Below are 17,330 nucleotides of genomic sequence, written 5' to 3'. Positions count from 1 at the left end.
GCTCGCCCCGCGTCCCGCCCCGGCGCTACGGTCGGCGACCGTGACCCGCACCGTGACCCTCGTCCTGGTCGACCCCGCCGGCCGGCTGCTCGGGGCACTGCCTCCGTACGAGGTGCCGACCCCCTGGTGGCAGGAGGTCGACGCGGTCGTCTGCGGCGCTCCCGTCGAGGTCGCGGTGCTGCGGCTGCTGTCCGGCGTCAGCGACCGGCCAGGGATCGGCGGCGCGGTGACGTACCTGGCCGAGGTGGCCGCCCCACCCGCCGTACCGCTGCGACCGGTGGACCTGGAACTCCCGTCGCACCCGTTGCGCGCGCCCTACGCCGAGCCCGGCGGACCGGCCGCCACCGTCGGGTGGGCAACCGCCGCCCTCGACCGCCTCGGCCGGCCGGCGAAGGAGGCAGCGCAGCGGCGCACCTGGAACCTGTCGGCGATCTGGCGACTCGACGGTCCGCACGGCCCGGTCTGGCTCAAGCAGGTGCCCGGCTTCTTCCGGCACGAGGCGGCGGTGCTGCGCCGGCTCGGCGCGATCACGCCCGGCCTGGTGCCGCCGCTGCTCGCCGCGGACGACGACGGCCGGATGCTGCTCGACCACGTGCCGGGGGAGGACCGCTACGGGGCGGACCCCGCCGAACGCCACGCCATCGCCGCCGACCAGCACACCCTCCAGGTACGCGCGCTGCCCCTCGTCGACGACCTGGTGGCGGCCGGGGTGCCCGACCTGCGCGGCGCCGCCCTGGCCCGCTGGATCCGCGCCGCGCTCGCCCTGCACCACGCCGACGCCGTGCTGGACGGGCTGGAGGAGCGGCTGGCGCGGGCCCGGCGGTGCGGCGTGCCGGACACCCTGGTGCACGGCGACCTGCACCCCGGCAACGTCCGCAGCGACGGTGACCGGCGGGTCATCATCGACTGGGGCGACTCGTTCGTCGGGCACCCCGCCTTCGACATCCTGGTACTGACCATCGGGCTTCCGCCCGACGCGTCGGGCGCCCTGGTGGCCGCGTGGTGCGCCCGGTGGCGGGCCGACGTGCCCGGCTGCGAGCCGGAACGGGCCGTGGAGCTGCTGCGGCCGGTCGCGGCACTGCGGTCGGCGGCCGTGTACGCGGCCTTCCTCGCCGCGATCGAGCCGAGCGAGCGGGTGTACCACGAGGCCGACGTGCCGCACTGGCCGGCGCAGGCCGCCACCCTGCTCGGGCGGGGCTGAGCCGTGGAGATCCGGGCGGGAATCCGGCTAGGCCAGCTTGGTCACTCGGGGGCGTGGCAGACGGCCTCGACGTTGTTGCCGTCCGGGTCGCGGACGAACGCGCCGAAGTAGGTGGGGTGGTACTCCGGCCAGAGCCGGGGTGCGTGCAGCACCTCGGCGCCGGCGGCGACCGCGGCGTCGTGGAACGCCTGCACGGCGGCCCGGTCCGGCGCGGTGAACGCGATGTGCGCCTCGCGCGCCTCACCGCCGGTGTTCACCGGGCCGAGCCAGAAGTCGGGGCTGTCGGTGCCGTACCCGATGACCGGGCCGAACTCCATCACCCGGCGACCGCCGAGCGGGGCCAGGACGGCGTCGTAGAAGGCGGCGCTGGCCGCCACGTCACGGGCCTGGATGGACAGGTGGTCGAGCATGCTGCCTCCTGCGGGCGTCGGGTCCGGGTCAGGCTAGAACTCCGCTCCGACACTTTGCCCGCCACGCCCGGCGGCCCGGGCAGAACCTACCGGTAACATCCGTGCTGACCGGGCACCAGCTGAGTCATCGGGAACGCATTGGACGTCAGGCAGGTCTCCTACTTCCTCGCGGTAGCCGAGCACGGTGGCTTCAGTCGGGCGGCCTCGGCGCTCGACGTCGCCCAGCCGACGCTGTCGCAGTCGGTGCGCGCGCTCGAGCGCGAACTCGGCGCCGAGCTGTTCCACCGGGTCCCGCACGGGTTGGTGCTCTCCTACGCGGGCCGGGCCTTCGTCGGCCCGGCGCGGCAGATGCTGCGCGGCATCACCGCCGCCCGCGAGGCGGTGGGATCGCACGCCCGAGCCACGCCCGCCCTCGACCTGGTCGCCGTGCCCGTGCTGGCGGCCTACCCGGGAGCGTCCCTGGTCGGCTCCTTCCGGCGCGAGAAACCGCACATCGTCGTCCACATCGACGAGCCGGAGACCGACGACGGCCTGCACATCCTCGTCCGGGACGGGCACAGCGAGCTGGGCCTGACGCACCTGCCCCTGCCGCACCTCGGGCTCCACGTCGTCGAACTCGGCGTACAGGAGCTGTGGCTGGCGTTCCCGCCCGGCACCGACGTCGGCCCGGGTGACGCCGTGCCGCTGGCCCGGTTGCACGGCGCCGACGTCCTCGGGGTGCCGCGCGGGAGCTGGGAACGGGACGACGTCGAGCGGGCGCTGCGCGATCAGGGCGTCCGCACCCGGCTGGTGGTCGAGGTGGCGCACCCGGAGGCGCTCGCGCCGCTCGTCCTCGGCGGTGCCGGCGCCGCCTTCCTGGTGCGGGAGACCGCGCACTCGGCCGCCTCGCTCGGCGCCGTCGTGCGCCCGGTCGACCCGCCGCTGCGGCAGGCGTACGGGCTGGTGCACCGGCCCGGTCCACTGTCGCCGGCCGCCCGCGCGTTCGTGGCACACGCCCGCGCCGTGTGCGGGGCGGGGCGATGACGGTCGACCTGCGCCAGCTGGAGTACTTCCTCGCCGTGGTCGACCACGGCGGAGTCACCCGCGCGGCCGCGGCCATCCGCATCGCCCAGCCGTCCCTGTCACAGGCGATCCGGGGGCTGGAACGCGAACTCGGCATCGAGCTGTTCCACCGCACCGGGCGCGGCCTGGTCCTCACCGTCGGCGGCGAGGCGCTGGTCGCCCCGGCCCGGCAGGTCCTTCAGGACGCCACCGCCGCCCGGGCCGCGGTCGCCGACGTGGTGAACCTGCGCACCGGACGGCTCGACATCGCCGCGCACGCCGCACTGACCGTCGACCCCCTCACCCCGGCGATCGCCACCCTGCGGCGACGCTTCCCCGGCATCGCGGTGCGCGTGCTGGAGCCCCGCGACGACGAGGACCTGGCCCGGCTCGTCCGCGACGGAAGCTGCGAGCTGGCCCTGACGTACCTGCCCATCCCCGACCTCCGGCTGCCCGTGCGGGAGCTGGGCGCACAGCAGGTGTGGGCGGTGCTGCCGCCCGGCACGCCCGCTCCCGACGGGCCGCTGCCGCTGCGGGCGCTCCAGGACACCCCGGTGATCGACATCCAGGGGCACAGCGCGCTGCGCGCGACGGTCCTGGCCGCGCTCGCCACGGCCGGTGTGCGGATGCGTCGCGCGGCGGTGACCCGGCACCGCGAGGCGGTCGTACCCATGGTCCTGGCCCAGGCCGGCGCCGCGTTCCTGACCCGGTGGTACGCCGACGAGGCGGCCCGCGGCGGGGCCGTCGTGCGGGCGCTGGACCCACCGGTGGTCTGCCGGTTCGCCCTGGTCCACCGGCCCGGGCGGCTGTCGCCGGCCGCCCAGGCCCTGCTGGAACTGCTGCCCGGGCCGGAGTAGACCGGCCAGGCCGTGAGGCCGTGGTCGCGGCGGTGTGCGCGCCAGCCATAGCCGCCGCCTATGGGGCGGGTGACGGCTCGTCTTTGATTTCGCCGGCCCGCCGGTCTTCGATCAGTGGACCCCACCCGCGTCCGGTCCGCGAGGCCGCCCATCTGCTTCGACAGCGAGGAACCATGGCCCAACTGTCGCTGGCTACCGTCCTGGCCGAGTCCGCCCGACGCCGACCCGCGCATCCCGCGATCGTCTGCGGCGACGAACGCGTCACGTACGCGGAGCTGTGGGCGCAGACCCGGGGTTACGCCGCGGCGCTGGCCGAGCGGGGGGTACGCCCCGGTGACCATGTCGCGCTCATGGCCGCGAACGTGCCGGACTTTCCGCGCGCCTACTACGCGATCCTCTCGCTCGGCGCGGTCGTGGTGCCGATCCACCTGCTGTTGACCGCGGAGGAGGTGGCGTTCGTCCTGCGCGACAGCCACGCCCGTGCCCTGGTGCACGGCGGCGGTGACCCGGCGACGGCCGTGAAGGCGGCGGAGCTGGCCGGAATACCGGCGGTGCCGCTGGACCCGGCCGATCCGGACTCGCTGGTCGCGGCGGCCGCCCGGCTGGCGCCGCGGCCCGGGCTGGTGCCGACCGCGCCGGACGACCCCGCCGTGGTGCTCTACACCAGCGGCACCACGGGTCGGCCGAAGGGCGCGGTGCTGACCCATTTCAACCTGACGATGAACGCCACCGTCAACGCCTTCGACGACCTCGGGGTACGCCGCGACGACGTGCTCCTCGGCTGCCTGCCGCTGTTCCACAGCTTCGGGCAGACCGCCGCGATGAACACCGCGTTCCGCGCCGCCGCCACGCTCGTGCTGCAGCCGCGCTTCGATCCGGTCCAGGCGTTGGAGCTGATGGTCGCGCACGGCGTGACGGCGTTCCTCGGCGTGCCCACCATGTACATCGCGCTGCTCGACGCGGCCCGCAGGGGCGCACCGCGCCCGTCCCTGCGGCTGTGCGTCTCCGGCGGAGCGTCGCTGCCGCTCAGCGTGCTGGACGAGGTCGCGGCGACGTTCACGACGACCGTCTACGAAGGCTACGGGCTGTCCGAGACCTCCCCGGTGGCCACCACCAACCAGCCGACCTTCGGCACCCGGCCGGGCACCGTCGGCTGCCCCATCTGGGGTGTCGACGTCGAGGTGGCGCGGGCCGACCGGGAGGACCACGTCGAGCTGCTCCCGCCCGGCGAGATCGGCGAGATCGTCATCCGTGGGCACAACATCTTCGCCGGCTACCTCGGCCAGCCGCGGGCGACCGCGGAGGTCCTCCGGGACGGCTGGTTCCGCACCGGCGACCTCGGTATGCGGGACGAGGCCGGGTTCGTCACGATCGTCGACCGGAAGAAGGACCTCATCATCCGGGGCGGATTCAACGTCTACCCGCGGGAGGTCGAGGAGGCGCTGCTGCGCCACCCGGCGATCGGGCAGGTCGCGGTGGTCGGCGTACCCCATCCGACGCACGGCGAAGAGGTCTGCGCGGTCGTCATCCCGACAACGGAGGTGACCGCCGACGAGATCATCGATTGGGCGCGCGAGCACGTGGGCCGCCACATGTATCCGAGGCGGGTCGAGTTCGTCGACGAGTTCCCGTTGGGTCCGAGCATGAAGGTCCTCAAGCGGGAGCTACGGTGGCGCTTCGCGCAGGACCGGACGCCCTGACCTGCTGAAGACCCCGCACGTGACCGTCGTCGACCAGTGATGGAAGGAGTTCCCGTGGCCCGATCCCCCCTCGACCCCGCGGTCGCCCGCGCCGCGTGGCGCCGCGCCGAACCGATCCACGCCATGATCTATTTCGCCCCCGAGGCGCGGCAACGGTACGAGGCGCTGGGGCTGGACGGCCTGACGGGCTACTTCGCGTCCCGGTCGGCCGCGTTCGGTGCGGTGCCGGCCGAGCCGGTCGTCGCGACGTTCTTCAACTTCAAGCCCGCCCTGGTACGCGCGGCGCTGCCCGCCGCGTGGGAGCGGGCAGACCCGCCGGCCGTGCTGCGGGCCCGCCTGGACGCCGCGGACGCGGCCCTGAGCCGGGCCTTCTCGGCTCTGGAGGACGCAGCGGTGACCGTCGCCGAGGCGGCCGGGCTGGCCCGCCGGGCCGCCGAGTCAGCGTGCGAGCAGCTGCCCGGGCGTCCGCTGTTCGCCGCGCACGCGGCGCTGCCGTGGCCGGAGGAGCCGCAGCTGGTGCTCTGGCACGCGCAGACGCTGCTGCGCGAGTTCCGTGGCGACGGGCACGTGAACGCCCTCGTCGTCGCCGGCATCACCGGCCTCGACGCGCTCGTGCTGCACGCGGCGACCGGTGACGTACCCGTGCGGTTCCTGCTCCGCAGTCGCGGCTGGACCGGCGACGAGTGGGCGGCGGCGGTGGACGGGCTGCGGTCCCGCGGCCTGCTGGCCGACGGTGGCGCCGACGACCTCGCGCTCACCGACGCCGGCCGCGAGTTGCGTCAGTCGGTCGAGGACCGGACCGACGCTCTCGCCGAACCGGCCTACCGGGTGCTCGGCGAGGACGGGTGTGCGCGGCTCGCGGAAGCGGCGCGGCCGCTCAGCCGCGCCGTCGTCGACGCCGGGCTGCTGAACCTGAAGGCCACGCCCACCGTGGGATGACCGCGGCCGCCGGTGCGGGGGAGCGAGTACTCACGACGGCAGGTTCAACTCCACACAGCAGGCACCGGGGCGGGGAGCCAGGCGGGCCGCGACATCGGCGGCGCCCAGCCCTTCGAGCAGGCCGGTGACGAAGGCGTGGTTCAGCCCGCAGACCAGTGCGGTGTGCCGGGTGGCCAGGGCGTGGAACGGGCAGTTGTGCAGCAGCACCCGCCGCTGCGCGTCGGGGCGCGGCTCGAATCCGATGCCGTCCAGCGCCGACAGGACGTCGCACCCGTCCTCGGCCAGCCCGGCGCCCAGGCTGCGGCCGCGCTGCCCGGCGAGCCGACGCGCGGCGTCGTCCGCGTGGGCCGGATCGTCGACGACCGCGTCGGCGAGGATCTCGGCGATCAGTTCGTAGCGGCGTTCCGGGACCGTGACGGCGAGACCGTCCCCCGCCGGCTCGTACACCTTGGGGCTGCGGCCCCGGCCTCTCGGCTGGTCGGGTGGGGCCTGGTAGCGGGCCCGCAGCAGGCCGACGTCGACGAGCTTGTCCAGGTGGAAGGCGGCCAGTCCGCGGGTGACCCCGGTGGCGTCGGCGGCCTCCTCGCGAGTGACCGGGTGGTCCTGATGGCGCACGTGGTCGTACAGCGCCCGCCGGGACGGATCGGCGAGCGCGGCCACGGCTGTCCATCGGTCCGGCATCCCACCGAGATTATCACCAGCGCCGGCTATTGAAATTCTTCCGGCCCGCGTGCAGCATGAATAACGACAACGTTGGTTGGCGAAAACGGGTGGGTGGTCGACATGAAGCCACCCACCGCCCGTCGATGGGAGTAGAGGTGGCCCTCAGTCCGCTACAGGTCGACCGGCGGCCCGCCACAAGGGACCTGGTCGCCGCCGAACAGGCCGCGGCGGCGTTCCTGGCGGCACTCGGCGTGAACCTCGACGCCGACGGGCTGGCCGAAACGCCGGGCCGGATGGCCCGCGCCTACGCCGAACTGCTCACCCCGCGCGAGTTCCGGCTCACCACCTTCGCCAACGACGAGGGCTACGACGAACTCGTCGTCGCCCGGGCCATCCCGATCCGCTCGGTGTGCGAGCACCACCTGCTGCCGTTCATCGGCGTCGCCCACGTCGGGTACCTGCCCGGCGAGCGGATCCTCGGGCTGTCCAAACTCGCCCGGGTGGCGGAACTCTTCGCCCACGGCCCGCAGGTCCAGGAACGGCTGACCAAGCAGATCGCCGACTGGCTCACCGCCCACCTACGCCCGCGAGGCGTCGGGGTGGTCGTCGAGGCGCAACACCTGTGCATGACCCTGCGTGGAGTCCAGGCGGTCGGCGCCACCACCATCACCTCGACCCTGCTCGGCGCGCTACGCGACGACTCGCGCTCCCGCGCCGAGTTCTTCACCCTCACCGGAGTCGGCGCCCGCGCCTGACACGTCCCGCTAGGAGAACCCGTGACCCAGCAGCGTCCGTTCGTGATCGTCGGGGCCGGGCTGGCCGGAGCCAGAGCCGCACAGACGCTCCGCGAGGAGGGGTTCGACGGCAGGATCGTCCTGTTCGGCGAGGAGACCGAGCGCCCGTACGAACGGCCGGCACTGTCCAAGGGCCTGCTGCTGCGCACCAGCGAGCGCGACAGCGTCTTCGTGCACGACGCCGGCTGGTACGCCGACCACGACGTCGACCTGCGTACCGACACCCGCGTCACCGCCCTCGACCGCCGGTCCCGACAGGTCACGGTCGCCGACGGGCAGCGCTTCCCGTACGACAGGCTGCTGCTGGCCACCGGGTCACGGGCCCGGACCCTGCCGATTCCCGGCGCGCACCTCGACGGCGTGCTGCGGCTGCGTACCCTCGCCGACAGCGACCGCATCTCCGACGCCCTCGTCGACGGGGCGAACGTCGTCATCGTCGGCGCCGGCTGGATCGGCCTGGAAGTGGCCGCCGCCGCGCGCACCCGCGGCGCCACCGTCACCGTCGTCGAGACCGCCGACCTGCCCCTGCAGCGCGTCCTCGGCGACCAGCTCGCCACCGTCTTCGCCGACCTGCACCGCGCCCAGGGGGTCACCTTCCACTTCGGTACCCAGGTCCACGAGTTCCAGGGGTCGAACCGGGTCCGCGCGGTACTGCTCGCCGACGGCACCGTCCTGGCCGCCGACCTCGTGGTCCTCGGCGTCGGCGTCCAGCCCAACACCGAACTCGCCGAACAGGCCGGCCTCGCCGTCGACAACGGCGTCCTCGTCGACGACACGCTGCGTACCAGCGACCCGGACATCTGGGCCGCCGGTGACCTGGCCAACGCCCACCACCCGCTGCTGGGCACCCGGGTACGGGTCGAGCACTGGGCACACGCCCTGCACTCCGGGCCCGCCGCCGCCCGGGGCATGCTCGGTCAGGCCGTCAGCTACGACCGGCTGCCCTACTTCTACACCGACCAGTACGAGCTGGGCATGGAGTACACCGGCCACGCCCCGCCCGGCTCCTACGACCGCATCGTCGTCCGCGGCGAGCTCAGCAGCGGCGAGTTCATCGCGTTCTGGACCGCGCGGGGGCGGGTGCTGGCGGGCATGAACGTCAACGTCTGGGAGGTGACCGGCCCGATCGGGCAGCTGATCCGCTCCCGGCAGCCCGTCGACCTCGACCGCCTGGCCGATCCCACCGTCGCCCTCGACAGTCTGATTCGTCAGGGGTGAGCGGACCCCGGCGAAGCGGTCGGCGACGGGCTGGCGGGCGGGAGCCACGGCGGGTTCACCGCCGGTAGGTGTATCAGCGACCCGAAGGGGTACCCGCGCCCGACACATCCCGCCAGACAGGGTGGTCGCGGTGCCCGTGCCGATGGAGGAACTGTGACCGGGTTGCGTACTGACCTGTACGAGCTGCGGATGGCGGCCAGCTACCTGCGCCGGGACATGGTGGAGCGCGCCACGTTCAGCCTGTTCGTCCGCCGCCTACCGCCGCAGCGTGGCTTCCTGGTGGCCGCCGGGCTGGCCGAGGCGCTGGCGTTCCTGGAGAGCTTCGCCTTCGACGAGGGCGAACTCGGCTATCTGCGCGACACCGTCGGGCTCGACGAAGCGACGCTGGCAGCGCTCGCGGGGCTGCGGTTCACCGGTGACGTGTGGGCCGTACCGGAGGGCCGCGTGGTGTTCGCCGACGAACCGCTGCTGGAGGTCACCGCGCCGATCGCCGAGGCGCAGCTGGTGGAGACCGGCGTGCTGAACCTGATCACCTTCCACACCACGGTGGCCAGCAAGGCCGCCCGATGCCGCCTCGCCGCCGGCGACGCGCAGTTGGTCGACTTCGCGTTCCGTCGCACGCACGGGATCGAGGCCGGGGCGGCCGTGGCGCGGGCGTCCGCGATCGCCGGCTTCGCCGCGACCAGCGACGTCGAGGCCGCTCGACGCTACGGACTGCTGCCGTCCGGGACGATGGCGCACTCGTACGTCGAGGCGTTCCCCGACGAGCGTGCCGCGTTCCGCGCGTTCGCGACCGACTTCCCCACGAACCCGGTGTTCCTCGTCGACACCTACGACACGCCCGCCGGAGCGCGGGCCGCCGTCGAGGTCATCGCAGAGCTGGGGCTGACTGGTCCGATGGGCGTGCGGCTCGACTCCGGGGATCTCGCCGCGCTGGCCGTGCAGACCCGCGCGATCCTCGACGACGCCGGGCTGACCCAGGTCCAGATCGTGGCCAGCGGCAGCCTCGACGAGGACGCCATCGCGGCGCTCGTCGCCGCGGGCGCACCGATCGACGCGTACGGCGTCGGCACCCGCATGGGCGTCTCCTTCGACGCGCCGTCCCTGGACAGCGCCTACAAGCTGGTGGCCGTCGGCGACCGGCCGGTGCTCAAGCTGTCGCCCGGCAAGGCCACCCTGCCCGGTCCCAAGCAGGTCTTCCGTGATCCCACCGGTGCCGGCGGCGACGTGGTGGGCCTGCGCGACGAACCCCCACCGGGCGACCGCGAGCCGCTGCTCGTGCCGGTCATGCGCGGCGGCCGTCGCCTGGCCGCCGCCGACCCGGCCGGGGAGGTACGCGCCGCGCGCGGCCGGTTCGACGCCGACCTCGCCTGGCTACCCGACCCGGCGCGCCGGCTGGCGGACCCGGCGCCGCTCACCGCCACCGTCAGCCCGGCCCTCGCCGCGCTGCACGAGCGGGTGGCCGCGCAGGTGGCGCGGGGCGCGACCTACTGACAGCCGGGCCGCTCACGCTGTGGCGCTCTGCGCCAGTGGCAACTCCGGGCTGGCGCGTCGGCGCCAGCCCGGAGCAACGATGGCCTTACTGCAGGGCCAGCACGGCCAGGTAGCCGAGGTGGTCCGAGGCCCACCGGCCGTCGGGGGTCTGCCGCTCGTTGCCGAAGATGAGGCTCGACACGGGTACGACCGCCCCCCGGAACAGGACCATGTCGATGCGGTGCTCGACGGCGTCGGCGGGCTGGTTCAGGTCGTCGCCCAGACCCGCGGTGTAGCCGGGGTCATCCGGATGCAGGATCTCCCACGTGTCCCGCATCCCGCCGGCCACCAGCGCCGCATAGGCGAGCCGGTTCTCGGCGACGGGCAGGTCGGGACCCGTGTTGAGGTCACCGGCGAGGATGACGTCACCCGGCGCGGTGGCCAGCGGCCCGGCCAGCAGTTCGCGCGCCTGCAGCACCCGGACACCGGGGTGGAAGGCCTCCAGGTGGGTGTTCACGAACCGGAACGGCCGTTGCCCGTGCACCACGTCCACCGCGGTCCAACCGCGGGTGCTGGTCACGGTCCCGCCCGTTGCCGCGAGCGTGAAGGTGAGGTTGTTGGCGAAGGTGCCGGACGAGGAGTCGGTCACCTTCACCCGGCCGCCGTGGCGCACCAGGATCACGTCGCGCATCGTGAGTCGTACGTCGAGGAAGTGCGGCCCGCCCGCGGGCGCCTCCAGATCGGCCTCGGCCTGTACGACCGCGACGTCGTACGCGTGACCGGACCGGCTCAGCTCGCCCATGAGCAGCGCCAGGTAGTCGTACCGGATCTCGGTGGCGGGTGCGGGGTCAGCGAACGTGCCGGTGCGCCACAGGGCGACCTCCTGCAGTCCGACCAGGTCCGGCTTGTTCTCGGTGATCTCCCGAGCGAGCAGCTTCGCCCGGGCCGGAAAATCGACCAGGCCGACGTGGCTGAACAGCGCGGAGTTCGCGGCCAGGAACGCCCCGGGTGTCGGCGCGCCGATGGACGGCGTCAGATCGCCGCCCAGATACAGGTTCCGGGTCATCACGGTGACTTTGGACTGTCCCTGGGCATGAACGGGCGCGCCGAAAATGCCGAGGCTGACCAGTGCGATGGCGGCGGCAAGGGTGACTCTCGCTGCTCGCCAGCGGGAGGTGGTGGGTGTCGGGAGCATCCTCTTCGATCCTCTCTCCCGGCGACTACGCCGGCGTCGGACGTGAGATCGATCCGGTGGTGCGAGGTGGGGACGCGCAAGGGGGCGTCGCGGTGCGTGCACGCTATCGCCGCGCGGACGGTCGGGGATAGGCGTGGATATCGGCGGTTCGGCCCCACCCGCCAACCGGTACGGGTACTCGGCGATGACGCCGGCATCGCGTCGGGCCGGCGGACGCCGATCAGGGCGGCGGCTGTCGGAGCGGAGCCGGGTCCGGTTGGGTGCCTCCCTGCGCCGGTGGGGACGCTCGGCTCGTCAGTCGGGCAGGCAGGTCCCGTCGGGCAGGAGGCCGACGATCTCCTCGCCGCCCGCACCGCCCGGCACCTGCTCGAGGTAGCCGACGACGCAGACGTCATCGAGGCGAGCCGCGTAGAGCAGCGCGCCCACATGACCTGGGTCGCCCGGACGAGCCAGCCGTGCCGTGCTCGCAGAGGCCTCCGTCCGGTCCAGCCACAGCCGGGCCGCGTCGACATCGTCCTGCGTCGGATCGTGTGACGCCGGCCGACGGGCACATTCCGGCTGGGTGCCGGTCATGCACCAGCCGGCGTGCGACGCGGCGAGGCGAATGGCCCTGGCCCTGTCCCTGACCGCCGTCCGCTGCCCCTCGGTCACCGGTGCGCGGCGCGGGTCCAGGGCCGCGGGCGGACCGCACTCCTTCGGAGGGCCCGGGTCCACGCCGAACACGGGGCAGCCGTAGCCGATCGACCGCTTCCCACCTGCGACCGGATCGGGTTCGCCGACGAACCACCTGACACCCGCGGTGGCGGCCACGACGGCGACGACCGCGCCACACAGGACCAGGACCAGCCGGGTACGACCCAGCGACCGCCGACCCGAACCGTCCTGGCCTGCGGGGAGCTCACCGTCATCGCGCACGACGTGCATCGTAGAAGTCGATCGATCGCCGGAGGAACCGGACGTGACGAACAGCGCCGCCACCCGGTGCGTTGACCGTCGTTGGGTTCTGGAGCGATGACAGCACGCAGAGCGCGACCATGGGCGGGGGACCCACTGATGGATGATCGGGCCGAGTCGGACGACCCGCGCGGGCGCCGGATGGCGGAGCCGGGCGCCGCCGAGGCGTACGAGGCCGCCCGGATCGCGTTCGAGCTGGGCCAGACGGCGCGGGAGTTGCGGGAGCGCGCCGGTCGCATGGTGCTCCGCCGGCGCGCGGCCCGCCCCTGAACACCTCGGTGCCGGGAGACATGCTGGGGGAACCTCAACGGGCCGGCGGACGTCGAAGGGGCGCGGAGGTGAGCGGGGGTGGCCGGACGGCGCTGGCTGGTATGGATGACTGCGGTGGCCGTCCTCGGTGGCTGTGCGACCGGCAGCGGACCCGGCGGGGATGACCTGGACCGGTTGCGCCTGCAGGCACGCGACGCCCTGACCCGGTACGACCAGGCGGTCCTCGCCGCCGGTGGGGCGCAAGCCTTCGTGCCGGTCGGGGAGCTGACCGGCCAGCTCGGCGACTGGGAACAGGCGAACGGCGACAACAACAAGCAGGCGTTGCTGACCGGCCGGATCGTCCCCGCTACGGCGCTGCCCGCCCTCGAGCAACCGACGGGGAAGGTGGTCTGGGAGAACGGCAGGACGCAAGCCGTTCCCCTGACGTCGGCCGAGGAGGCACTCGCCCAGCTGAGAGCGGCGGGCGCCGGGGACTGCTCCGGGTGCGTACCCCTGGAGGTCACCGCCGCCCGCCTGACCACGGTGCGGATTCCCACCACGCGCGGCCCGGCGGCGGTCCCGGCCTGGGAATACACCCTCAGGGGCACGGCGGTGCGGCTGACCCGGGTCGCGGTCGCCAGCGCGGGTGCCGTCGTGGTGACGCCACCGGCCTGGGGTCCCGAGTACCCGCGCGGCGGGCTGGCGATCGAGTCGGCGACCGGGAGCACGACGAGCCGGCGGCTGATCGTCGCCTTCACCGGCTCCCCGGCCCCCGGAAATCAGCCGTGCGGCGCCGACTACCGCGCGGAGGCCGCCGAGTCGGCCAACGCCGTCGTCGTGATCGTCATCGAGCACCGCCACGCCGACGGCGAGTCGTGCGGGGACATCGGAGCACGTCGCACCGCCACCGCCGAGCTGGCACGACCGTTGGGGGAGCGGGCGGTGCTCGAGGTGCAGCAGGGCCTGCCGGTTGCGCTGACGATCACCGGCTGACCCGACCGGCTACGTGAGTGAGACCTGGACGGCGACGTCACGCTTCGGGTAGTGCTGGTCCACCTGATCCGAGCCGTACTTCTCGCGGAACATCTCCACCACGTGATCGACCCGGTCCGGTTCGGTGATCGGGGTCGCGGTCGAGCTCACCGCCGTCCCATTGACGGCCAGCTGCACGAACGGTGTCTGCCGTACGTTCTTGTACCAGTCGCTGTCCGAGCCGGTTATCGGGACCAGGAAGGCGCTCTCCTCCTCCTGGACGAACCAGACGGGGTGGGTGATCTGCCGTCCGGTCTTTCGGCCGGTCACGGTCAGCTCGATCTCGCTGACGCCCTCAAGCGCTTCCCTGACGGCCTTGGTCACGGTGTCCTCCGTCAACGTCTCGAAGTGCTCCCGCCTGCCAGGCTATGGACGTTCGCGCCGGCCCGTTGCGGGATCCGCGAATCAGGTCGGTCCCGAGCATCTCCGACGGGCGCATACTGAAGGACGTGGATGGTGTGCTCGACTGGGCGTGGCGACTCGATGTCGGCCAGGTGGTCGGGCTCGCCCTGCTCGAGAACATGGTTCTCTTCCTGTTCGCCGTCGGCGCCGGCAACGCCATGCTCCGGCTGCCGACGGTTGTCCGGCTACTGCCGGACCCCGGCCGGATCAGCCGGCTGCAGCTCTGGCTCGCCGGCGGGGCGATCCTGATGAACTCCCTCGTCACCGTCGGCGGCTGGGCGCTGTGGAAGGCCGGGATCATCCATCTGAACGCGGACCTGGGCCTCCGCGTCCTGGCCGATTTCGTCCTGCTGCTCCTGCTGATGGATTTGCTGATGTACGCCGGTCACGCGGTCGCGCACCGGCCGCGGCTCTTCCCGCTGGCCCACGCGCTGCACCACCGCTTCGTCGACGCCCGGCCCGCGACGCTGTACGCGCTGCATCCGCTGGAGATCCTCGGATTCGGTGGGCTCTGGCTGGCGGCGCTCGCCGCACACACGTTCTCGGTCTGGGCGATCGTCGCCTACACCGCGGTGAACCTCGTCTTCGGCATCTTCGGCCACCTCGGCGTCGAGGTGCTCCCGTCGGCGGCCCGGCGCAGCCCGGTGTTCCGCTGGGTCGCCACCCCGACCCTGCACGCCGGGCACCACGTCGAGCCGTCGGTCAACCTCGGCTTCTACACGTCGATCTGGGACCGGCTCTTCGGCACGCTCGCCCCCGACTACGACCAGCGCCGCCGGTCACCCGAGCCCGAGCCGTACGCGCTGGTGGCCTGATCTCGGCTCCCGGCTCCTCGACCTCCTGGCCCTGCCAGCTGAGCTGCTCGTAGAACACGCCCCACGCTCCCACGCGTCCGAAAAGGATTGCCCGCCGTAGGTAGGATGCACACGGGGTAGCGGAGGCTGCCCGGCAGAGTGACGGGCGGGCGCCCAGAGGCGCCCCACGCCTCAGGTGTCGGTGGTGCCGAACAAACGGGGGAAACCATGTTCGAGCGGCTGGGCAGATTCGTGGTACGCAGGGCCTGGTGGGTGATCGCCGGCTGGGTGCTCGCGGCAGTCGCCATCGTCGTCACCACCCCGTCGTTGAGCGACATCACCTCCGCCGATCAGGGCAGCTTCCTGCCCCGCTCGTACGAGTCTGTGCAGGCCATCGAACTCGCCAAGAAGGCGTTTCCGCAGCAGGCGACCGCGACGGCGACCATCGTGGTCAAGCGCGCCGACGGGCAGCCGCTGACTCCGGCCGACGAGGCGAAGGTGGGCCAGCTCGCCCAGTCGCTGAAGGCGAAGAACATCGCGCACACGTCCGGCTACCTGACCGGCCCGCAGGCCGTCGCGCCGGACAAGTCGGTGCAGGTGGTGAACGTCGGGCTCGACGCGGTCGCCCCGGACGACCCGGCGCTGCTCGACGCCGTACGCGATCTGCGGGCGGCCATCGGTCCGGAGTTGGCGGGCAGCGGGCTGACCGCGGGCGTGGCCGGCGACGTGGCGAGCTTCGTCGACAACGAGGACACCTTCAACCAGGCCTTCGCCGTGGTCGGCATCGCGACGATCATCCTGATCATCGGACTGATCCTGATCATCTTCCGCAGCCCCATCGCCGCGCTGCTGCCCGTGCTGGTCATCGGCGTGGTCATGGCCGTCACGAGCGGACTGGTCGCCGCGGCGGGTAAGGCGTTCGACCTCAACGTGAGTCAGGATCTGCAGACGGTGCTGCTGATCGTGCTGTTCGGCATCGGCACCGACTACATCCTGTTCCTGCTCTTCCGCTATCGCGAGCGGCTGCGTGCCGGGGACGACAAGCGCACCGCGATGATGGTCTCCGTCGAGCGGGTCGGCGAGGTCATCACGTCGGCCGCGGGAGCGGTCATCGTCGCGTTCCTCGTGCTGCTCCTCGCATCCCTGGGCTTCTTCGGCTCCCTCGGCCCGGCGCTCGCGATCGCCGTCGGCGTCATGCTGGTCACCTCGCTCACGCTCATCCCGGCGATCGTCTCGCTGCTCGGCCGGTACGTCTTCTGGCCGTCCAAGGCGTGGCAGCGTACCCCCAAGGCCACGATGGCGCGTCGCCTCGGGGCCGCCATAGGTCGCCGGCCGGCGCTCGTCGCTGCGGCATCCGGCGCCCTGCTGGTCGCGCTCGCCGCCGGCTCCTTGGCCTATAAGGCCGACTACGACTTCAGCTCCGGCTTCCCGCAGGACACCGAGTCGGCGAAGGCCGCCGCAGACCTGCAGCGCGGGTTCGCCGCCGGCGCCCTCGCCCCGACGGAGGTCTACCTGACCACCGACAACGGGTCGCCGCTGACCGAGCAACAGGTCAGCGAATTCGCGGCGGCCGCGGCCGGCGCCCCGGGAGTGGGCCGGGCGCAGCCGCCGGAGCGCAGCAACGATCCGAGTGTGGCCCGGGTCAACCTGTTGCTCGACGAGAACCCGGTCTCCAACGAGGCGATCACGCTCGTCCGCGACGACCTGCGCGACGCCCTGCACGCGGCGGCCCCGCCGGGCACCCGGGCGCTGGTCGGCGGACCCACCGCGATCTTCGCGGACATCAACTCGGCGAACAACCGAGACCTGTCGGTGATCCTGCCGGTGGCGGCCGGCCTGATCGCGCTCATCCTCGCGCTGCTGCTGCGCAGCCTGGTCGCGCCGATCTACCTGGTGATAGCGGTGCTGCTCAACTTCGCCGCCACGCTGGGCGCGACGGTCTACCTCTTCCAAGGGCTGCAGGACAAGCCCGCGATCACCTTCCAGCTGCCGATCATCCTCTATCTCTTCGTGGTGGCGATCGGGACCGACTACAACATCCTGATGATCGCCCGACTGCGTGAGGAGGCACGGGAGGGCAACGAGCCGCACGAGGCCGCCGCCATCGGCGTCGAACACGCCGGGCCGACGGTCGCGGCGGCCGGCCTGATCCTCGCCGGCACGTTCGGGGTGCTGATGCTCGCGCCGATCTCGTTCCTGCAGCAGATGGGCTTCGCGGTGGCGATCGGCATCGTGCTGTCGGCGTTCGTGATGTCGATGTTCTTCGTTCCGGCGCTGACCGCGCTGATCGGGCACAAGGCGTGGTGGCCGGGGCACGGCGACGAGCGGCCGGCCAGGGGGCGGCACGCGCCGCCGGAGCCGGAGCCGGCGAGCGCGGCGAAGGCGTAGCGCGAGTTGTCATCGCGGAG

17 protein-coding genes are annotated in these 17,330 nt (G+C 73.0%); 12 read left to right on the top strand and 5 right to left on the bottom strand.

All coding sequences use genetic code 11. The features are described 5' to 3' along the window. Positions 1-40: 40 nt before the first annotated feature. On the top strand, positions 41-1,201 hold the full coding sequence (locus tag ACTMTB_RS17505) for a phosphotransferase family protein (RefSeq protein ID WP_441146895.1): 1,161 nt from the start codon (positions 41-43) through the stop codon (positions 1,199-1,201). Positions 1,202-1,242: 41 nt separating this feature from the next. Here ACTMTB_RS17505 and ACTMTB_RS17500 read toward each other — a convergent pair whose 3' ends face one another. After that, on the bottom strand, positions 1,243-1,611 hold the full coding sequence (locus ACTMTB_RS17500) for a VOC family protein (protein WP_441146893.1): 369 nt from the start codon (positions 1,609-1,611) through the stop codon (positions 1,243-1,245). 138 nt (positions 1,612-1,749) lie between these two features. On the opposite strand from ACTMTB_RS17500, the gene ACTMTB_RS17495 reads away from it, so the two are divergent. The 4 genes from ACTMTB_RS17495 (at position 1,750) to ACTMTB_RS17480 (ending at position 6,148) form a co-directional block, all read left to right on the top strand. Continuing rightward, on the top strand, positions 1,750-2,634 hold the full coding sequence (locus ACTMTB_RS17495) for a LysR family transcriptional regulator (RefSeq protein ID WP_441146891.1): 885 nt from the start codon (positions 1,750-1,752) through the stop codon (positions 2,632-2,634). Next, positions 2,631-3,509: a LysR family transcriptional regulator gene (locus tag ACTMTB_RS17490; protein ID WP_441146889.1), complete on the top strand. Its 879-nt coding sequence runs from the start codon at positions 2,631-2,633 to the stop codon at positions 3,507-3,509. The genes ACTMTB_RS17495 and ACTMTB_RS17490 overlap by 4 nt, the downstream gene beginning before the upstream one ends. A 173-nt stretch (positions 3,510-3,682) precedes the next feature. Continuing rightward, on the top strand, positions 3,683-5,209 hold the full coding sequence (locus ACTMTB_RS17485) for a long-chain-fatty-acid--CoA ligase (RefSeq protein ID WP_441146887.1): 1,527 nt from the start codon (positions 3,683-3,685) through the stop codon (positions 5,207-5,209). Between the two features lie 54 nt (positions 5,210-5,263). Continuing rightward, a complete protein-coding gene (locus ACTMTB_RS17480) occupies positions 5,264-6,148 on the top strand; it encodes an SCO6745 family protein (RefSeq protein ID WP_441146885.1) in 885 nt (294 codons plus the stop codon). A gap of 30 nt (positions 6,149-6,178) precedes the next feature. Here the strand turns inward: ACTMTB_RS17480 and ACTMTB_RS17475 are convergent, their stop codons facing one another. After that, on the bottom strand, positions 6,179-6,829 hold the full coding sequence (locus ACTMTB_RS17475) for a helix-turn-helix transcriptional regulator (RefSeq protein ID WP_441146883.1): 651 nt from the start codon (positions 6,827-6,829) through the stop codon (positions 6,179-6,181). Positions 6,830-6,966: 137 nt separating this feature from the next. On the opposite strand from ACTMTB_RS17475, the gene folE reads away from it, so the two are divergent. From folE to ACTMTB_RS17460, 3 genes are all read left to right on the top strand, one after another. Further along, a complete protein-coding gene (gene folE, locus ACTMTB_RS17470; RefSeq protein ID WP_350797192.1) occupies positions 6,967-7,566 on the top strand; it encodes a GTP cyclohydrolase I FolE in 600 nt (199 codons plus the stop codon). A gap of 21 nt (positions 7,567-7,587) precedes the next feature. Then, positions 7,588-8,823, top strand: a complete 1,236-nt coding sequence (locus ACTMTB_RS17465) for an NAD(P)/FAD-dependent oxidoreductase (protein ID WP_441146880.1) — start codon at positions 7,588-7,590, stop codon at positions 8,821-8,823. A 153-nt stretch (positions 8,824-8,976) separates the two neighbouring features. After that, a complete protein-coding gene (locus ACTMTB_RS17460; protein WP_441146878.1) occupies positions 8,977-10,317 on the top strand; it encodes a nicotinate phosphoribosyltransferase in 1,341 nt (446 codons plus the stop codon). Between the two features lie 85 nt (positions 10,318-10,402). Here the strand turns inward: ACTMTB_RS17460 and ACTMTB_RS17455 are convergent, their stop codons facing one another. Both ACTMTB_RS17455 and ACTMTB_RS17450 read right to left on the bottom strand, forming a co-directional pair. After that, on the bottom strand, positions 10,403-11,362 hold the full coding sequence (locus tag ACTMTB_RS17455; RefSeq protein WP_441146877.1) for an endonuclease/exonuclease/phosphatase family protein: 960 nt from the start codon (positions 11,360-11,362) through the stop codon (positions 10,403-10,405). Positions 11,363-11,785: 423 nt separating this feature from the next. After that, a complete protein-coding gene (locus ACTMTB_RS17450; protein ID WP_441146875.1) occupies positions 11,786-12,469 on the bottom strand; it encodes a hypothetical protein in 684 nt (227 codons plus the stop codon). A 75-nt stretch (positions 12,470-12,544) separates the two neighbouring features. Between ACTMTB_RS17450 and ACTMTB_RS17445 the strand changes: the two genes are divergently transcribed. Together ACTMTB_RS17445 and ACTMTB_RS17440 are read left to right on the top strand one after the other, a co-directional pair. Beyond that, complete coding sequence (locus ACTMTB_RS17445; protein ID WP_441146873.1) at positions 12,545-12,715, top strand: hypothetical protein; 171 nt, start codon at positions 12,545-12,547, stop codon at positions 12,713-12,715. A 105-nt stretch (positions 12,716-12,820) separates the two neighbouring features. Continuing rightward, positions 12,821-13,687: a hypothetical protein gene (locus ACTMTB_RS17440; protein WP_441146871.1), complete on the top strand. Its 867-nt coding sequence runs from the start codon at positions 12,821-12,823 to the stop codon at positions 13,685-13,687. Positions 13,688-13,696: 9 nt separating this feature from the next. On the opposite strand, the gene ACTMTB_RS17435 is transcribed toward ACTMTB_RS17440, so the two are convergent. After that, positions 13,697-14,050: a nitroreductase/quinone reductase family protein gene (locus ACTMTB_RS17435; protein ID WP_210776675.1), complete on the bottom strand. Its 354-nt coding sequence runs from the start codon at positions 14,048-14,050 to the stop codon at positions 13,697-13,699. A 125-nt stretch (positions 14,051-14,175) separates the two neighbouring features. On the opposite strand from ACTMTB_RS17435, the gene ACTMTB_RS17430 reads away from it, so the two are divergent. Both ACTMTB_RS17430 and ACTMTB_RS17425 read left to right on the top strand, forming a co-directional pair. Then, the gene (locus ACTMTB_RS17430; RefSeq protein WP_441146868.1) at positions 14,176-14,943 is read left to right on the top strand and encodes a sterol desaturase family protein; all 768 of its coding nucleotides are present in this window, start codon (positions 14,176-14,178) and stop codon (positions 14,941-14,943) included. Between the two features lie 207 nt (positions 14,944-15,150). Continuing rightward, positions 15,151-17,310, top strand: coding sequence for an MMPL family transporter (locus tag ACTMTB_RS17425; protein ID WP_441146866.1), 2,160 nt, complete (start codon positions 15,151-15,153; stop codon positions 17,308-17,310). Positions 17,311-17,330: the final 20 nt, after the last annotated feature.

Origin of the sequence: Micromonospora sp. L32 (assembly GCF_052068055.1) — a bacterium.
Classification (GTDB): domain Bacteria; phylum Actinomycetota; class Actinomycetes; order Mycobacteriales; family Micromonosporaceae; genus Micromonospora; species Micromonospora purpureochromogenes.
Note: the sequence above shows the minus strand (reverse complement) of the source record. Positions and strands in the feature narration are given on the sequence as shown.

Bases quoted from the DNA above. Each gene is read 5' to 3' on its own strand.
- ACTMTB_RS17445 (WP_441146873.1), top strand. From the start codon at position 12,545: ATGGATGATCGGGCCGAGTCGGACGACCCGCGCGGGCGCCGGATGGCG.
- ACTMTB_RS17490 (WP_441146889.1), top strand. From the start codon at position 2,631: ATGACGGTCGACCTGCGCCAGCTGGAGTACTTCCTCGCCGTGGTCGAC.
- ACTMTB_RS17475 (WP_441146883.1), bottom strand. From the start codon at position 6,829: ATGCCGGACCGATGGACAGCCGTGGCCGCGCTCGCCGATCCGTCCCGG.
- ACTMTB_RS17455 (WP_441146877.1), bottom strand. From the start codon at position 11,362: ATGACCCGGAACCTGTATCTGGGCGGCGATCTGACGCCGTCCATCGGC.
- ACTMTB_RS17440 (WP_441146871.1), top strand. From the start codon at position 12,821: ATGACTGCGGTGGCCGTCCTCGGTGGCTGTGCGACCGGCAGCGGACCC.
- ACTMTB_RS17485 (WP_441146887.1), top strand. From the start codon at position 3,683: ATGGCCCAACTGTCGCTGGCTACCGTCCTGGCCGAGTCCGCCCGACGC.
- ACTMTB_RS17425 (WP_441146866.1), top strand. From the start codon at position 15,151: ATGTTCGAGCGGCTGGGCAGATTCGTGGTACGCAGGGCCTGGTGGGTG.
- ACTMTB_RS17500 (WP_441146893.1), bottom strand. From the start codon at position 1,611: ATGCTCGACCACCTGTCCATCCAGGCCCGTGACGTGGCGGCCAGCGCC.